Origin of the sequence: Streptococcus infantis (assembly GCF_047460405.1) — a bacterium.
In the GTDB taxonomy this organism is placed as follows: Bacteria; Bacillota; Bacilli; order Lactobacillales; family Streptococcaceae; genus Streptococcus; species Streptococcus infantis_Q.
In genome coordinates, this window is the sequence record NZ_JASHGH010000014.1 from 1 (window position 1) to 15936 (window position 15936).

At 40.7% G+C, this 15936-nt stretch carries 16 protein-coding genes and 6 tRNA genes; all 22 read left to right on the forward strand.

All coding sequences use genetic code 11. The features are described 5' to 3' along the window. Nucleotides 1-53: 53 nt before the first annotated feature. Nucleotides 54-126 (forward strand) — tRNA-Phe (locus tag QM928_RS07055). Nucleotides 127-138: 12 nt separating this feature from the next. Beyond that, a tRNA-Tyr gene (locus QM928_RS07060) sits at nt 139-219 on the forward strand. Nucleotides 220-230: 11 nt separating this feature from the next. Continuing rightward, nucleotides 231-301, forward strand: a tRNA-Trp gene (locus QM928_RS07065). A gap of 13 nt (nt 302-314) precedes the next feature. After that, a tRNA-His gene (locus QM928_RS07070) sits at nt 315-387 on the forward strand. A gap of 13 nt (nt 388-400) precedes the next feature. Continuing rightward, nucleotides 401-472: transfer RNA gene (locus QM928_RS07075), tRNA-Gln, on the forward strand. Between the two features lie 9 nt (nt 473-481). Continuing rightward, nucleotides 482-565: transfer RNA gene (locus tag QM928_RS07080), tRNA-Leu, on the forward strand. 155 nt (nt 566-720) lie between these two features. Then, nucleotides 721-1872 carry an N-acetylglucosamine-6-phosphate deacetylase gene (gene nagA, locus QM928_RS07085; protein ID WP_414294904.1) on the forward strand — a complete coding sequence of 384 codons (1152 nt, stop codon included), beginning with the start codon at nt 721-723 and terminating at the stop codon, nt 1870-1872. 139 nt (nt 1873-2011) lie between these two features. Next, complete coding sequence (locus tag QM928_RS07090; protein ID WP_414294903.1) at nt 2012-3070, forward strand: zinc-dependent alcohol dehydrogenase family protein; 1059 nt, start codon at nt 2012-2014, stop codon at nt 3068-3070. A 135-nt stretch (nt 3071-3205) separates the two neighbouring features. Then, on the forward strand, nt 3206-3583 hold the full coding sequence (locus tag QM928_RS07095; protein ID WP_414294902.1) for a DUF1033 family protein: 378 nt from the start codon (nt 3206-3208) through the stop codon (nt 3581-3583). A 57-nt stretch (nt 3584-3640) separates the two neighbouring features. After that, nucleotides 3641-4579, forward strand: a complete 939-nt coding sequence (gene comGA, locus QM928_RS07100; RefSeq protein ID WP_414294901.1) for a competence type IV pilus ATPase ComGA — start codon at nt 3641-3643, stop codon at nt 4577-4579. After that, nucleotides 4503-5546: a competence type IV pilus assembly protein ComGB gene (comGB, locus tag QM928_RS07105; protein ID WP_414294900.1), complete on the forward strand. Its 1044-nt coding sequence runs from the start codon at nt 4503-4505 to the stop codon at nt 5544-5546. Before comGA ends, comGB begins: the two co-directional genes overlap by 77 nt. Further along, nucleotides 5547-5870, forward strand: a complete 324-nt coding sequence (gene comGC / locus QM928_RS07110; RefSeq protein WP_320692970.1) for a competence type IV pilus major pilin ComGC — start codon at nt 5547-5549, stop codon at nt 5868-5870. Beyond that, nucleotides 5833-6267 (forward strand): competence type IV pilus minor pilin ComGD, encoded by a 435-nt coding sequence (gene comGD, locus QM928_RS07115; protein ID WP_414294899.1) that lies wholly within the window; start codon nt 5833-5835, stop codon nt 6265-6267. Before comGC ends, comGD begins: the two co-directional genes overlap by 38 nt. Next, nucleotides 6230-6532, forward strand: a complete 303-nt coding sequence (gene comGE, locus QM928_RS07120; RefSeq protein ID WP_414294898.1) for a competence type IV pilus minor pilin ComGE — start codon at nt 6230-6232, stop codon at nt 6530-6532. Before comGD ends, comGE begins: the two co-directional genes overlap by 38 nt. Beyond that, entirely contained in the window at nt 6495-6956 is a 462-nt protein-coding gene (gene comGF / locus QM928_RS07125; RefSeq protein ID WP_414294897.1) for a competence type IV pilus minor pilin ComGF, read from the forward strand. The genes comGE and comGF overlap by 38 nt, the downstream gene beginning before the upstream one ends. Then, entirely contained in the window at nt 6934-7368 is a 435-nt protein-coding gene (comGG, locus tag QM928_RS07130; RefSeq protein WP_414294896.1) for a competence type IV pilus minor pilin ComGG, read from the forward strand. The genes comGF and comGG overlap by 23 nt, the downstream gene beginning before the upstream one ends. A 109-nt stretch (nt 7369-7477) precedes the next feature. Beyond that, entirely contained in the window at nt 7478-8179 is a 702-nt protein-coding gene (locus QM928_RS07135; RefSeq protein ID WP_414294895.1) for a histidine phosphatase family protein, read from the forward strand. A gap of 190 nt (nt 8180-8369) precedes the next feature. Next, on the forward strand, nt 8370-10076 hold the full coding sequence (locus QM928_RS07140; RefSeq protein WP_414294894.1) for an ABC transporter ATP-binding protein: 1707 nt from the start codon (nt 8370-8372) through the stop codon (nt 10074-10076). Between the two features lies 1 nt (nt 10077). Beyond that, complete coding sequence (locus QM928_RS07145) at nt 10078-11844, forward strand: ABC transporter ATP-binding protein (RefSeq protein ID WP_414294893.1); 1767 nt, start codon at nt 10078-10080, stop codon at nt 11842-11844. Between the two features lie 288 nt (nt 11845-12132). Then, entirely contained in the window at nt 12133-12822 is a 690-nt protein-coding gene (locus QM928_RS07150) for a gamma-glutamyl-gamma-aminobutyrate hydrolase family protein (protein WP_414294892.1), read from the forward strand. 168 nt (nt 12823-12990) lie between these two features. Further along, nucleotides 12991-14340 (forward strand): glucose-6-phosphate isomerase, encoded by a 1350-nt coding sequence (locus tag QM928_RS07155; RefSeq protein ID WP_000018248.1) that lies wholly within the window; start codon nt 12991-12993, stop codon nt 14338-14340. 130 nt (nt 14341-14470) lie between these two features. Then, nucleotides 14471-15931: a glutamate--tRNA ligase gene (gltX, locus tag QM928_RS07160; RefSeq protein WP_320694049.1), complete on the forward strand. Its 1461-nt coding sequence runs from the start codon at nt 14471-14473 to the stop codon at nt 15929-15931. Nucleotides 15932-15936: the final 5 nt, after the last annotated feature.

A 15936-nucleotide genomic window follows, 5' to 3' on the forward strand; every position in this document is an offset into this window, starting at 1 on the left:
TCGTCGGGCTCATAACCCGAAGGTCGTAGGTTCAAATCCTGCTCCCGCAATAAGGCTCGGTAGCTCAGTTGGTAGAGCAATGGATTGAAGCTCCATGTGTCGGCGGTTCGATTCCGTCTCGCGCCATTTAAATATTTTGGAAGGGTAGCGAAGAGGCTAAACGCGGCGGACTGTAAATCCGCTCCTTCGGGTTCGGGGGTTCGAATCCCTCCCCTTCCATAACCTTAACTACGGGCATAGTTTAAAGGTAGAACTAAGGTCTCCAAAACCTTCAGTGTGGGTTCAATTCCTACTGCCCGTGTTTTAAAATTATGGCGGGTGTGGTGAAGTGGTTAACACACCAGATTGTGGCTCTGGCATGCGTGGGTTCGATCCCCATCACTCGCCTATTTTATATTATTGGGGTATAGCCAAGCGGTAAGGCAAGGGACTTTGACTCCCTCATGCGTTGGTTCGAATCCAGCTACCCCAGTTACTATTTGCCGGCGTGGCGGAATTGGCAGACGCGCTGGACTCAAAATCCAGTGTCCGCAAGGACGTGCCGGTTCGACCCCGGCCGCCGGTATAGTTGAAAAGACAAGGTTTATAAGCCTTGTCTTTTTTCTTTATTTATAAAAATTTTAGTAAAAATAGGTCTATACCATTTACAAATTGTTTTGAAAGGTTTATAATGTAATTGACATAATAAATAGTAGATTATTTCTTAAGGGGGTTATCATTATGCCTAAGTATATTAAAGCTGATCAATTTTTCTATCCACATGGTATTCGTCGTGGAGGTTATTTGGAACTTATTGATGGCAAGTTTGGTAAGCATGTTGAAGAGATTTCTGGGGATGCTGAAATTTTAGATTATTCTGGTTATAGTATTGCACCTGGTCTCGTTGACACCCACATTCATGGTTTTGGTGGTGTCGATGTTATGGATAATAATATTGAAGGGACTCTTCATACGATGAGTGAAGGTCTTCTTAGTACAGGTGTTACTAGTTTCCTACCAACTACACTAACTTCATCATACGAACAATTGCTGGCTGTTACTGAAAACATTGGTGCACGCTATCAAGAAGCATCTGGTGCTAAGATTCGTGGTATTTATTTTGAAGGACCTTACTTCACCGAAGAATTTAAGGGGGCTCAAAATCCCGCCTATATGAAAGATCCACGTATGGATGAGTTCCGCGCTTGGCAGAAGGCTGCTAATGGTCTTCTTAATAAAATTGCTCTTGCACCTGAACGTGATGGAGTTGAGGACTTTGTACGTACTATTACTGGTGAAGGTGTAACTGTTGCTCTTGGTCACTCTAATGCTACATTTGATGAAGCTAAAAAAGCTGTTGATGCCGGGGCTAGTGTTTGGGTTCATGCTTATAATGGAATGCGTGGCTTAACACACCGCGAACTTGGTATGGTTGGTGCGATGTATGAGTTACCACACACTTATGCAGAATTGATTTGTGATGGTCATCACGTGGATCCTAAGGCTTGCGAAATTCTTCTTAAACAAAAAGGAACTGAAAATATTGCCCTTATCACTGACTGTATGACAGCAGGCGGTTTGCAAGATGGCGATTATATGTTAGGTGAATTTCCAGTTGTAGTTGCAAATGGGACTGCTCGCCTTAAATCTACAGGTAACTTGGCAGGTTCCATTCTCAAACTTAAAGATGGTTTGAAAAATGTCGTTGAGTGGGGACTTGCAAATCCTCATGAAGCAGTCATGATGGCTAGTCTAAACCCAGCTAAATCAGTTCATATCGATGACGTCTGTGGACAAATTCGTGAAGGCTACGATGCAGACTTTATCGTGTTAGATAAAGATTTGGAATTAGTAGCAACTTATCTAGACGGTGAAAAACGTTATCAAGCATAATTTCTAAAGAAGAAACTAGTTTAGTTTCTTCTTTTTTAAAATAAATTTGTTATTTCTTTCACAAATCACTTGATTTTTTCAATGAAAAGGCTTACGATTATGATATAAATAATACAAATAAAAAAGCGGAGGATTGCTTATGAAAGCTTATACTTACGTTAAACCAGGCCTTGCGTCATTTGTTGATGTAGACAAACCAGTTATTCGCAAGCCAACAGATGCTATTGTGCGTATCGTTAAGACTACTATTTGTGGTACAGACCTTCATATTATTAAAGGGGACGTTCCTGCTTGTAAGAGTGGAACTATCCTAGGACATGAAGGAATTGGTATTGTAGAGGAAGTCGGAGCAGGAGTTTTAAACTTCAAAAAGGGTGATAAGGTTTTGATTTCTTGCGTTTGTGCATGTGGCAAGTGTTACTATTGTAAAAAAGGAATCTATGCTCACTGTGAAGACGAAGGGGGTTGGATTTTTGGGCATTTGATCGACGGTATGCAAGCAGAATATCTTCGTGTGCCTCATGCTGATAATACTCTTTATCATACTCCATCTGACTTGTCTGATGAAGCCTTAGTTATGTTATCTGATATCTTGCCAACTGGCTATGAAATTGGTGTCTTAAAAGGGAAAGTTGAGCCTGGCTGTAGTGTAGCTATCGTTGGTTCAGGGCCAGTTGGGTTGGCAGCTCTTTTGACGGCACAATTCTATTCACCAGCTAAATTGATTATGGTGGACCTAGACGATAACCGTTTGGATACTGCAGTTTCTTTCGGTGCTACTCATAAGATTAATTCTTCAGACCCTGAAAAAGCAATACAAGAAATTTATGATTTGACAGATGGTCGAGGTGTAGATGTCGCTATTGAGGCGGTAGGAATTCCTGCAACGTTTGATCTCTGTCAAAAGATTATCGGTGTAGATGGAACAGTAGCCAACTGTGGTGTGCATGGTAAACCAGTTCAGTTTGATTTGGACACTCTTTGGATTCGTAACATTAACGTGACTACTGGATTGGTTTCTACCAATACAACTCCTCAGCTTTTGAAAGCTTTAGAAAGCCATAAAATTGAACCTGAAAAATTGGTAACTCATTATTTCAAACTTAGTGAAATAGAAAAGGCCTATGAAGTATTTAGTAAGGCCGCTGATCATCATGCGATTAAAGTAATTATTGAAAACGATATTTCAGAAAGTTAATCTTATCTTTGAATCCAGTTATTTTTTTTGAATAGCTGGATTTTTTGAAAAAGTTTTATAATTCGTGAAAATGAGCAAATTTCTTTCATTATTCTAAAAAATTCGCTATAATATACGGTACAAAGGAAGTAAGAAATGTATCGAGTTATAGAAATGTATGGAGATTTTGAACCGTGGTGGTTTATAGAAGGCTGGGAAGACGACGTCATTGCGAGCAAAAAATTTGATAACTATTATGACGCCTTGAAATATTATAAGTCTTGTTGGTTTGAGTTAGAAAAGGAGATTCCCCTTTACAAAAGTAGAGGAGACTTGATGACTATTTTTTGGGATCCAGAAGATAAACGCTGGTGTGAAGAATGCGATGAATTTCTTCAGCAATATCATTCTTTGGCTTTGTTGGAAGATGGTCAAGTTATTCCTGATGAAAAATTTAGACCTGGTTACGAAAAGCAGACTGGTTTAGAAATCCACCGTACTTGTCGCATAAAAAAAGAAGAAACAACTTTTTAATGAAGTTGTTTCTTCTTTTTTATATTTTCTTCGAATAATAAGAATGAGGAGGAAGATATGGTACAAACACTTGCACAAGAATTGATTACACTGGCCAAAAAACAAGGAGCTCAGGACATCTATTTTGTTCCTAAAGAAAAGATTTATGAGCTACATATGCGAGTTGGAGATGAGAGACATTTGATTAACACCTATGACTTTGAAAAGTTGGGGGCTGTCATAAGTCATTTTAAGTTCATCGCAGGGATGAACGTTGGAGAAAAACGCCGTAGTCAGCTTGGTTCCTGTGATTATCAGCATGGAGACAAGGTTTCTTCATTACGTTTATCGACGGTGGGAGATTATCGTGGTCATGAGAGTCTAGTAATCCGACTTTTGCATGATCAAGAACAAGAGTTGCGCTTCTGGTTTCAGGACCTTATAGAACTGGAAAAGGGCTTTAGGCAACGCGGGCTTTATCTTTTTGCAGGCCCCGTAGGAAGTGGTAAAACTACTTTGATGCATGAATTAGCCAAGTCATTGTTTAAGGGACAACAGGTCATGTCCATTGAAGATCCAGTAGAAATTAAGCAAGAAGAAATGCTACAATTACAGCTCAATGAAGCTATCGGACTTAGCTATGAGAACTTGATAAAACTTTCCCTACGACATCGTCCAGATCTTTTAATCATTGGAGAAATTCGAGATAGCGAAACAGCCCGCGCTGTTGTACGAGCTAGTCTGACAGGTGCAACGGTATTCTCGACAATCCATGCCAAGAGTGTTCGTGGGGTTTATGAGCGCCTCTTAGAACTTGGTGTCAGTGAAGATGAACTGGCAGTTGTTTTACAAGGTGTTTGTTACCAGAGACTAATCGCGGGAGGAGGAATTATTGATTTTGCAAATGGAAATTATCAAGAACACCAGGCAGAAAAGTGGAATGGACAAATTGACCAGCTTCTTAAAGAAAGACATATCACTGCCCTTCAAGCTGAAACGGAGAAAATTAGCTACTAGTAAGCAGAAGAAAATCATCACTCTCTTTAACAATTTATTTTCTAGTGGTTTTCATCTGGTAGAAATCATTTCCTTTCTAGATAGAAGTCTCTTGTTGGAAAAGGAATATGTATCGCAGATGCGTCTAGGACTCTCGCAGGGAAAATCCTTCTCGGAAATGATGGGGACTTTAGGTTTTTCAAGTTCGATTGTCACGCAACTTTCCTTGGCTGAAGCTCATGGGAATCTCCATTTGAGTTTAGGGAAAATTGAAGAGTATCTAGATAATCTTGCTAAGATCAAGAAAAAGTTAATCGAAGTTGCGACCTATCCAATCATTTTGTTAGCTTTCCTACTGCTCATTATGTTGGGGTTGCGAAACTATCTCTTGCCCCAACTGGATAGTAGTAACATAGCTACCTTAGTGATTAGTAATCTACCACAAATTTTTCTTGGGATTGTTCTAGCGTTAGGTCTAGCATCTTTAACGGGATTGGTCTTCTACAGAAAATCTAGGAAGATACAAGTCTTTTCTTTTCTAGCTAGAATCCCCTTTCTAGGTGTGTTTATTCAATATTATCTAACGGCCTATTATGCTCGGGAATGGGGCAATATGATTGGTCAAGGTCTGGAGCTATCACAGATTTTCCAGATGATGCAGGAGCAAGGCAGCCCCCTTTTTAAGGAAGTCGGACATGATTTATCCCTGTCCTTACAAAATGGGCATGAATTTTCTAAAGTTGTTCAAGATTATCCCTTCTTTAGAAGAGAATTGGGATTAATCATTGAATATGGAGAGGTTAAATCCAAGTTGGGAAGCGAATTGGAAATCTATGCGGAAAAAACGTGGGAGGCATTTTTTACTCGAGTTAATCGTACTATGAACTTAGTTCAACCACTGGTCTTTATTTTTGTAGCTCTGCTAATCGTTTTATTGTACGCAGCTATGTTGCTACCTATGTATCAAAATATGGAGGTAAATTTTTAGATGAAAAAAATGTTGATGAAATTAAAGAAAGCCAAGGCAAAAGCTTTTACACTGGTAGAAATGTTAGTCGTATTGCTCATCATTAGTGTTCTACTCTTACTGTTTGTTCCAAACCTAACTAAGCAAAAGGATGCAGTGAATGACAAGGGTAAAGCAGCAGTCGTCAAGGTGGTAGAAAGCCAAGCAGAACTCTATACTCTAGATAAAAATGAGGATGCTAGTCTAAGTAAACTAGAGGCAGATGGACGCATCACTGCTGAGCAAGCAAAAGCCTATAAGGAATACCATGCAAAACAAAAGACAAGTCAAACAGTTGCGGATTAGGGCTTTTACTATGTTAGAAAGTTTATTGGTCTTAGGGATAGTTAGTCTGTTAGCCTTGGGTTTGTCAAGTTCAGTTCAGTCCACTTTTGCGGCTGTGGAAGAGCAAATTTTCTTTATGGAGTTTGAGGAACTTTATCGGGAAACCCAGAAGCGAAGTCTGGCTAGTCAGCAGAAGATCAACTTGATTTTAGAAGAGAGAAGCATTAGTAATGGCTATCAGAAATTGGCCATCCCTAAAGGGATTCAGCTTCAGTCCAATCAGTCAATCACCTTTGATAAGGCAGGGGGGAGTTCATATCTGGTTAGCATCAGATTTCAAACAAGGAAAGAAGTAGTTCGCTACCAACTATATCTAGGAAATGGAAAGATTAAACGTATTCAAGAAGCAAAAAATTAAGGCGGTTATTTTACTGGAGGCAGTGATTTCACTAGCCATTTTTGCCAGTATTGCAACCCTCTTGCTGGGGCAGATTCAAGAAAGTAGAAAAATAGAAGCAGAACTTCTAAAACAGGAAGAAGTCTTGCGAGTGGCTCGTATGGTTTTGCAGACGGGACAAAAGCAGTTGACGGTTAATGGGCTTACGATTGATGTTGTCTCGAATGAGCGAGGTTTGGAGGTGTATCATGGAACTGAGAAATTACTGGCGATTCAAGACAAGTAGAGTCAGGGCTTTTACGCTTTTAGAATCCCTGGTTGCTCTTCTTGTTATCAGTGGAAGTTTGCTCCTCTTTCAAGCCATGAGTCAACTCTTGGTTTCAGAAGTTCGCTACCAGCAGAAAAGTGAGCAAAAAGAATGGCTCTTATTTGTGGATCAGCTGGAAGCAGAGTTGAATCGAACTCAATTTGAAAAAGTGGAGAATGATAGACTTTATCTCAAACAGGATGGGAAATCTATCTCTATGGGGAAATCAAGGTCAAATGATTTTCGGAAAACAGATGCCAGCGGACGTGGCTATCAACCTATGGTCTACGGTCTGAAATCAGCTCATATTTACCAAAATGGGCAAAATGTTCATTTTAATTTTCAGTTTGAAAAGGGACTTGAGAGGGAGTTTATCTATCGTGTGGAAAAAGAAAAAAGTTAGGGCTGGAGTTCTCCTTTACGCCGTTACTATTGCTGGAATTTTTAGTCTCTTGTTACAGTTTTATCTGAATCGACAAGTGGCTCATCATCAGGATTATGCACTGAATAAAGAAAAACTCCTTGCCTTTGCAATGGCTCAGCGAACCTATGAAATAGCTAGTTCTGAGAGTGGTCAGCAGTCATTTAATGCAGGAAAGGCAACTTATCGTAATGATCAAAAGGGTTTTACAGCGATTGTTGACACTGGGAAAAATCAATTTGAATTTCGTTTTCCACCTTTGAAAAGGACCGACGATAAGACGAAGAAAACAGAAAAAAAGTCAAAAGAAGAAAGCGAGAAGAAAAAAGAAGAGGTTAAAAAAGAGGCCACCGAGCCATCTAAAGTTGCTCCTTCTAAGAATGATAAGACATAGATTATCAGATTTGTAAAATCTAGTTTAAGTGGTGATGTTGGACTCAGTGGGTTAGGACAAGGTTTTTGTCTGAAATCATGCTATAATAGATACATATGGAGGACCAAAAATGGCAAGTGTAAAATTGTATCTAGTACGTCATGGGAAAACAATGTTTAATACGATTGGGCGTGCTCAAGGTTGGAGTGATACTCCACTGACAGCTGAAGGGGAACGAGGCATTCATGAATTGGGGATTGGCTTGCGTGAGTCAGGTTTAACCTTTGAACGTGCTTATTCAAGCGACTCTGGGCGGACTATTCAGACTATGGGAATTATCCTTGAGGAACTAGGTTTAACAGGGCAAATTCCTTATCGTATGGATAAGCGAATCCGTGAATGGTGCTTTGGTAGTTTTGATGGTGCTTATGATGGGGACTTATTTATGGGGATTATTCCTCGTATCTTTAATGTCGACCATGTGCATCGTTTGTCCTATGCTGAGCTAGCTGAAGGTCTGGTAGAAGTAGACACAGCAGGCTGGGCTGAAGGCTGGGAAAAACTAAGTGGTCGCATCTGGGAAGGTTTTGAAGCCATTGCTAAGGAAATGGAAGCTAATGGGGGAGGAAATGCTCTCGTAGTCAGCCATGGAATGACTATTGGAACCATTGTTTATTTAATTAACGGCATGCATCCGCATGGCCTTGATAATGGAAGTGTGACGATTCTTGAGTACGAAGATGGTCAGTTCTCAGTCAAGATTGTTGGGGACCGTAGCTACCGTGAAATTGGACAAGCTAAACTAGAGGAGCAAGCTAGTTCAGAGAAATAAAAATTCTGTTCTCAATTAGAAGATTTTTAAATGATTTTATAGAATGCTGATGTCGTGATTCACAAGCTTGCGAGAGCTGAGTGCTTTGACAATAGCATTCTTTTTTGTTAGAATAGCATCAACATGAAAGCATAAGAAGGGGCTGACAGAGTTGTCGTTCCCTTTTATCTATCTTATAAAGGGGGAAAATATGCTGTTTCAGAAAATAAAAGCCTATAGATGGCAGGCTCTAGCTTCCTTAATTATGACAGGTCTAATGGTAACGAGCTCACTCCTGCAACCACGTTATCTACAGGAAGTCTTAGAGGCACTGCTAATAGGTGATAATGAAGCTATTTATACTATCGGTTTTTGGTTAATCCTTGTTGCCTTGATTGGTTTGATTGCAGGTGGCATCAATGTTGTGTTAGCCGCCTACATTGCTCAAGGAGTTTCGTCAGACTTACGGGAAGATGCCTTTCGTAAGATTCAAACTTTTTCATATGCCAATATTGAGGAATTTAACGCAGGGAATCTTGTTGTGCGTATGACCAATGACATCAACCAGATTCAAAACGTAGTCATGATGACCTTCCAAATTCTCTTTCGACTACCACTTTTGTTTATCGGTTCCTTTATTCTAGCAGTTGTCACCCTACCTTCTCTATGGTGGGTGCTAGTTCTCATGGTCGTTCTTATTGTTGTCATAATGGGTTTTATGATGGGAGTGGTGGGACCACGCTTTTCAAAGTTCCAGACCTTACTAGAGCGTATCAATGCCATTGCTAAAGAAAATTTACGTGGTGTACGCGTGGTTAAGTCTTTTGTCAGAGAAAAAGATCAGTTTGATAAATTTACGCAGGTGTCAGATGAATTGTTGGGAGAAAACCTTTATATCGGTTATGCCTTTTCTGTTATGCAACCTGCAATGATGTTGATTTCTTACGGGGCTGTTTTTCTCTCAATCTGGCTTGTAGCAGGTATGGCAGAGTCAGATCCATCAGTCGTTGGTTCCATTGCTTCCTTCGTGAATTATCTGAGTCAGATTATCTTTACTATCGTTATGGTTGGATTTTTGGGGAATTCAGTTACTCGTGCCATGATTTCCTTCCGTCGTATTCGTGAAATCCTGGATACAGAACCGGCTATGACCTTCAAGGATGTGGAAGATGAAGAATTGGAAGGAAGTCTCAGTTTTGAAAATGTGACCTTCACCTATCCAAATGATGCAGAACCTATCCTAAAAGATGTATCCTTTGATATCGCAGCTGGTGAGATGGTTGGGGTTGTTGGAGCAACTGGTGCAGGGAAATCAACCTTGGCTCAGTTGATTCCACGATTATTTGATCCTCAGCAAGGTTCGATCAAGATTGGTGGAAAGGACATTCGGACAGTTAGTGAAGGGACGCTTCGTAAGACAGTTTCTATCGTCTTACAGAGAGCCATTCTTTTTAGTGGAACCATCGCAGATAACCTCAGACAAGGAAAGGGAGATGCGACAGTTTCAGAACTGGAACGCGCAGCTCGTATCGCCCAGGCCAGTGAATTTATTAGTCGTATGGACTTAGCCTTTGAAAGTCCGGTTGAAGAACGTGGGACCAACTTTTCTGGTGGACAAAAACAAAGAATGTCCATTGCGCGTGGGATTGTCAGCAATCCTAAAATCTTGATATTTGATGATTCTACTTCTGCCCTTGATGCCAAGTCAGAGCGCTTGGTTCAAGAGGCTCTTAACAAGGATTTGAAGGGGACGACTACGATTATCATCGCGCAAAAGATTAGCTCTGTTGTTCATGCTGATAAAATTTTAGTGCTTGACCAAGGTCGCTTGATTGGTCAAGGTAAACATGCTGACTTGGTTGCAACAAACCCAGTTTATCGTGAAATTTACGAAACGCAAAAAGGAAAGGAGGAGTAAGATGAAGACATTTGAATTTTTTTGGAACTATTTTAAAGTTTACAAGACCTCCTTTATCGTTGTCATTGCTATGATTATCATTGCAACGGTAGCCCAAGCCCTCTTTCCAGTATTTGCAGGTCAAACAGTCACAGAGCTGGCTAACTTGGTTATAGCCTATCAAAATGGTAACCCAGATATGGTTTGGCAAAGTCTCCTAGGACTCCTGCTCAATCTTGCCTATATTTTAATCGTTTTAGTAGTTTCTAGTCTTATCTATATGGTCTTGATGAGCCGCATTATTGCCGAATCTACAAATGAGATGCGTAAGGGACTTTTTGGCAAGCTTTCTCGCTTAACTGTTTCCTTCTTTGACCGCCATCAAGATGGGGATATCCTGTCACGTTTTACCAGTGATTTAGATAATATTCTCCAAGCTTTCAACGAAAGTTTAGTGTCTGTCATGACAAATATTGCCCTTTTTATTGGCTTGCTGATTGTTATGTTCGCAAAAAATGTCACCTTGGCTTTAATCACAATTGCCAGCACTCCAATAGCTGTTATCATGGTCTTCTTTATCTTAAAGCTAGCGCGAAAATACACCAATCTCCAACAAAAAGAAGTTGGGAAACTCAATGCTTATATGGATGAGAGTATCTCTGGACAAAAAGCCGTTATTGTTCAAGGTATCCAAGAAGATGTGATTGCAGGTTTTGTTGAGCAAAATGAGCGTGTTCGAAAGGCAACTTTCAAGGGAAGAATGTTCTCAGGAATTCTTTTCCCTGTTATGAACGGGATGAGTTTGGTCAATACAGCTATTGTTATTTTTGTAGGTTCAGCTATTTTACTAAATGATCAGAATATCGAGACAGCGACAGCTCTGGGTTTGATTGTCATGTTTACCCAGTTCTCGCAACAGTATTACCAGCCCATTATCCAATTAGCAGCGAGCTGGGGAAGCTTGCAACTGGCCTTTACAGGTGCGGACCGTATCCAAGAAATGTTTGATGCAGAAGAAGAAATTCGTCCTCAAGATGCTCCAGTCTTTAATGAATTAAAAGAAGGTGTAGAGATTCGTAAGGTGGACTTCTCCTACCTGCCAGGAAAACCCATTTTGAAAGATGTTAGCATTTCAGCTCCAAAAGGGAAAATGATTGCGGTTGTTGGTCCGACAGGTTCAGGGAAAACAACTATCATGAACTTAATCAATCGTTTTTATGATGTGGATGCAGGTAGTATCAGCTTTGATGGAACAGATATTCGCGAGTTTGATTTAGACAGTTTGCGAAGTAAGGTAGGAATTGTCCTACAGGATTCTGTTTTGTTTAGCGGAACTATTCGGGACAATATTCGATTCGGTGTACCGGATGCTAGTCAAGAGATGGTAGAAGCAGCTGCTAAGGCTACACACATCCATGACTACATCGAAAGCCTGCCAGATAAGTATGATACTTTGATTAATGATGACCAGAGCGTCTTCTCAACTGGCCAAAAACAGTTGATTTCCATCGCCCGTACCTTGATGACAGATCCACAGGTCTTAATTTTGGATGAGGCAACATCAAACGTGGATACTGTAACAGAGAGCAAGATTCAAAATGCCATGGAGGCAATTGTAGCAGGAAGAACTAGTTTTGTGATTGCCCATCGCTTGAAAACCATTCTCAATGCCGATCAGATCATTGTCCTTAAGGATGGTGAGGTTATCGAACAAGGAAATCACCATGAATTACTCAAGCTTGGAGGCTTCTACTCTGAACTTTATCACAATCAATTTGTCTTTGAATAATACTCTTCGAACATCTCTTCAAACCACGTCAGCGTCCCCATGCAGTATATGTGTTACTGACTTCGTCAGTTCTATCCACAACCTCAAAACTGTGTTTTGAGCAACCTGCGGCTAGCTTCCTAGTTTGCTCTTTGATTTTCATTGAGTATAAGCAAAAAAGTTGTCCTAATTTTGGGCAACTTTTTCTGATAAAAAAATTTTATCACGGACTTAAAAAATACATATTAGACAGGAGTGGGCAAGGATGATAAGATAAGATTATCAATAGAAAAGGAAAGGAAATCAGTGATGGCAAGAACAGTTGTTGGAGTAGCGGCAAACCTATGTCCTGTAGACGCGGAAGGAAAAAATATTCATTCATCAGTCTCTTGTAAATTTGCTGAGAGTATTCGTCAGGTTGGCGGACTTCCTTTGGTCATCCCAGTTGGTGATGAGTCTGTGGTCCATGACTATGTAGAAATGATTGATAAGCTTATCTTGACTGGGGGACAAAATGTTCATCCTCAGTTTTATGGTGAGGAAAAAACAATTGATAGCGACGACTATAACCTAACTCGCGACGAGTTTGAGCTAGCTCTTCTACAAGAAGCCTTGCGTCAGAATAAACCAATTTTAGCCATTTGCCGTGGAGTTCAGCTTGTCAACGTTGCCTTTGGTGGGACACTCAATCAGGATATTGAAGGTCATTGGCAAGGTCTACCTTTTGGGACTTCACATTCTATTGAGACAGTGGATGGCAGTGTAGTGTCTAAATTATTTGGTAAAGAAAGTCAGGTTAATTCAGTGCATCGTCAGAGCATTAAAGAACTGGCACCCAATTTCCGCGTGACGGCTGTGGATCCACGTGATCAAACTGTTGAAGCAATCGAATCTATCGACGAACACCGTATTATTGGTCTCCAGTGGCATCCAGAATTCTTGGTCAATGAAGAAGATGGCAACTTAGAATTATTTGAGTATTTATTGAATGAATTGTAACGACTAGAAAATTAGTCGTTTTTTATTCATTGTTTACGAATATTTATAGAATTGTATTTTTACGCAAACGTTTGAATTGTGATAAAAATTGGAAATTTTTAGTATAAAAACTTGAAAAAATTGTTAGTAAGCGTTATGATAGAAAAGAAGAAATTTTGGAGGAATACTATGTCACATATTAAATTTGATTATTCAAAAGTTTTAGACAAATTTGTTGCACCACATGAAGTGGAATACATGCAAGCACAAGTTACAGCAGCAGACGAATTGATCCGTAAAGGAACTGGTGCTGGGAGCGACTTCTTGGGTTGGTTGGACCTTCCTGAAAACTACGACCGCGAAGAATTTGACCGCATCTTGAAAGCTGCTGAACAAATCAAATCAGACAGCGACGTTTTGGTGGTTATCGGTATCGGTGGATCATACCTTGGAGCGAAAGCTGCGATTGATTTCTTGAACCACCACTTTGCGAACTTGCAAACAAAAGAAGAACGCAAAGCGCCACAAATCCTTTACGCTGGAAACTCAATCTCATCTACTTACCTTGCTGACTTGGTAGAGTACGTTGCAGATAAAGACTTCTCAGTAAACGTGATTTCTAAATCAGGTACAACAACTGAACCAGCCATCGCTTTCCGTGTCTTTAAAGAACTTTTGGTTAAGAAATACGGTCAAGAAGAAGCTAACAAACGTATCTACGCAACTACTGACCGCCAAAAAGGTGCTGTTAAGGTTGAAGCAGATGCTAACGGTTGGGAAACATTTGTGGTTCCAGATGATATCGGTGGACGCTTCTCAGTATTGACAGCAGTTGGTTTGCTTCCAATCGCAGCATCAGGTGCAGATATCAAAGCCCTTATGGAAGGTGCTAATGCTGCTCGTAAAGACTACACTTCAGACAAACTTTCAGAAAACGAAGCTTACCAATATGCTGCAGTGCGTAACATCCTTTACCGTAAAGGCTATGCAACTGAAATCTTGGTAAACTACGAGCCATCACTTCAATACTTCTCAGAATGGTGGAAACAATTGGCTGGTGAGTCAGAAGGAAAAGACCAAAAAGGTATCTACCCAACTTCAGCTAACTTCTCAACAGACTTGCACTCATTGGGTCAATTTATCCAAGAAGGAACTCGTATCATGTTTGAAACAGTTGTCCGCGTTGACAAACCTCGTAAGAACGTGATCATCCCTACTTTGGAAGAAGACCTTGACGGACTTGGTTACCTTCAAGGAAAAGATGTTGACTTTGTAAACAAAAAAGCGACTGACGGTGTTCTTCTTGCCCACACTGACGGTGACGTACCAAACATGTACGTGACTCTTCCTGAGCAAGATGCCTTCACTCTTGGTTACACAATCTACTTCTTCGAATTGGCCATCGCCCTTTCAGGTTACTTGAATGCCATCAACCCATTTGACCAACCAGGTGTTGAAGCTTACAAACGTAACATGTTTGCCCTTCTTGGTAAACCAGGATTTGAAGAATTGAGCAAAGAACTCAACGCTCGTCTATAATAGAGCTGAAAAGAGTGGTTTTACCACTCTTTTTGCTTTTTCTCGAAAAGAGAAATTGGACTCTGGCAAGACTTGTGATATAATATAGAGAGCAAAAAGGCAGACGCCTAGAGACTTTATAGGAGAAGATATGTCAAAAGATATTCGTGTGCGTTATGCACCAAGTCCAACAGGACTACTACACATCGGAAATGCCCGTACAGCATTGTTTAACTACCTTTACGCACGTCATCATGGTGGAACTTTTATCATCCGTATCGAAGATACTGACCGTAAGCGCCACGTCGAAGATGGAGAACGTTCACAGCTTGAAAACCTTCGTTGGTTGGGTATGGATTGGGATGAAAGTCCAGAAACTCATGAAAACTACCGCCAGTCTGAGCGTTTGGAACTCTATCAAAAATACATCGACCAACTCTTGGCTGAAGGAAAAGCCTACAAATCTTACGTTACAGAAGAAGAATTAGCAGCAGAACGTGAACGCCAAGAAGCAGCCGGTGAAACCCCTCGCTACATTAACGAATACCTTGGCATGAGCGAAGAAGAAAAAGCAGCTTACGTTGCAGAACGTGAAGCAGCGGGGATTATCCCGACTGTTCGTTTGGCTGTCAATGAGTCAGGTATCTACAAGTGGCATGATATGGTCAAAGGTGATATCGAATTTGAAGGTGGCAATATCGGTGGTGACTGGGTTATCCAAAAGAAAGATGGCTACCCAACTTACAACTTTGCCGTTGTCATCGACGACCACGATATGCAAATTTCTCACGTTATCCGTGGAGATGACCACATTGCCAATACACCAAAACAACTCATGGTCTATGAAGCGCTTGGTTGGGATGCACCTGAATTTGGTCACATGACCTTGATTATCAACTCTGAAACTGGTAAGAAGTTATCTAAACGTGATACGAACACCCTTCAGTTTATCGAAGATTACCGTAAGAAAGGGTACCTTCCAGAAGCAGTCTTTAACTTCATCGCTCTTCTTGGCTGGAATCCTGGTGGGGAAGATGAAATCTTCTCTCGTCAAGAACTCATCAACCTCTTTGATGAAAACCGTCTCAGCAAGTCTCCAGCAGCCTTCGACCAGAAGAAAATGGACTGGATGAGCAATGAGTACATTAAGAATGCGGATCTTGAGACTATCTTTGAAATGGCAAAACCATTCCTCGAAGAAGCAGGACGTTTGACAGACAAGGCTGAGAAATTGGTGGAGCTCTACAAACCACAAATGAAGTCAGTGGATGAAATCGTTCCATTGACGGATCTCTTCTTCTCAGACTTCCCAGAATTGACAGAAGCTGAGCGAGAAGTCATGGCTGGCGAAACTGTTCCGACTGTACTTGAAGCCTTTAAAGCCAAACTCGAAGCCATGTCAGACGATGAGTTTGTGGTAGAAAATATCTTCCCACAAATCAAAGCGGTCCAAAAGGAAACTGGTATCAAAGGGAAAAATCTCTTCATGCCAATCCGTATCGCCGTTTCAGGGGAGATGCATGGTCCCGAATTGCCAGATACCATCTACTTGCTTGGACGTGAAAAGTCCATCCAACACATCGAAAAAATGTTGGCAGAAATTGCAAAATAAGCTAA

Coding starts and splice junctions, on each gene's coding strand:
- comGE (WP_414294898.1), top strand. CDS start 6,230: ATGGAAAGATTAAACGTATTCAAGAAGCAAAAAATTAAGGCGGTTATT.
- comGF (WP_414294897.1), top strand. CDS start 6,495: ATGGAACTGAGAAATTACTGGCGATTCAAGACAAGTAGAGTCAGGGCT.
- QM928_RS07155 (WP_000018248.1), top strand. CDS start 12,991: ATGTCACATATTAAATTTGATTATTCAAAAGTTTTAGACAAATTTGTT.
- nagA (WP_414294904.1), top strand. CDS start 721: ATGCCTAAGTATATTAAAGCTGATCAATTTTTCTATCCACATGGTATT.
- QM928_RS07140 (WP_414294894.1), top strand. CDS start 8,370: ATGCTGTTTCAGAAAATAAAAGCCTATAGATGGCAGGCTCTAGCTTCC.
- gltX (WP_320694049.1), top strand. CDS start 14,471: ATGTCAAAAGATATTCGTGTGCGTTATGCACCAAGTCCAACAGGACTA.
- comGD (WP_414294899.1), top strand. CDS start 5,833: ATGCAAAACAAAAGACAAGTCAAACAGTTGCGGATTAGGGCTTTTACT.
- comGB (WP_414294900.1), top strand. CDS start 4,503: ATGGACAAATTGACCAGCTTCTTAAAGAAAGACATATCACTGCCCTTC.
- QM928_RS07150 (WP_414294892.1), top strand. CDS start 12,133: ATGGCAAGAACAGTTGTTGGAGTAGCGGCAAACCTATGTCCTGTAGAC.
- QM928_RS07135 (WP_414294895.1), top strand. CDS start 7,478: ATGGCAAGTGTAAAATTGTATCTAGTACGTCATGGGAAAACAATGTTT.
- QM928_RS07145 (WP_414294893.1), top strand. CDS start 10,078: ATGAAGACATTTGAATTTTTTTGGAACTATTTTAAAGTTTACAAGACC.
- QM928_RS07095 (WP_414294902.1), top strand. CDS start 3,206: ATGTATCGAGTTATAGAAATGTATGGAGATTTTGAACCGTGGTGGTTT.
- QM928_RS07090 (WP_414294903.1), top strand. CDS start 2,012: ATGAAAGCTTATACTTACGTTAAACCAGGCCTTGCGTCATTTGTTGAT.
- comGA (WP_414294901.1), top strand. CDS start 3,641: ATGGTACAAACACTTGCACAAGAATTGATTACACTGGCCAAAAAACAA.
- comGC (WP_320692970.1), top strand. CDS start 5,547: ATGAAAAAAATGTTGATGAAATTAAAGAAAGCCAAGGCAAAAGCTTTT.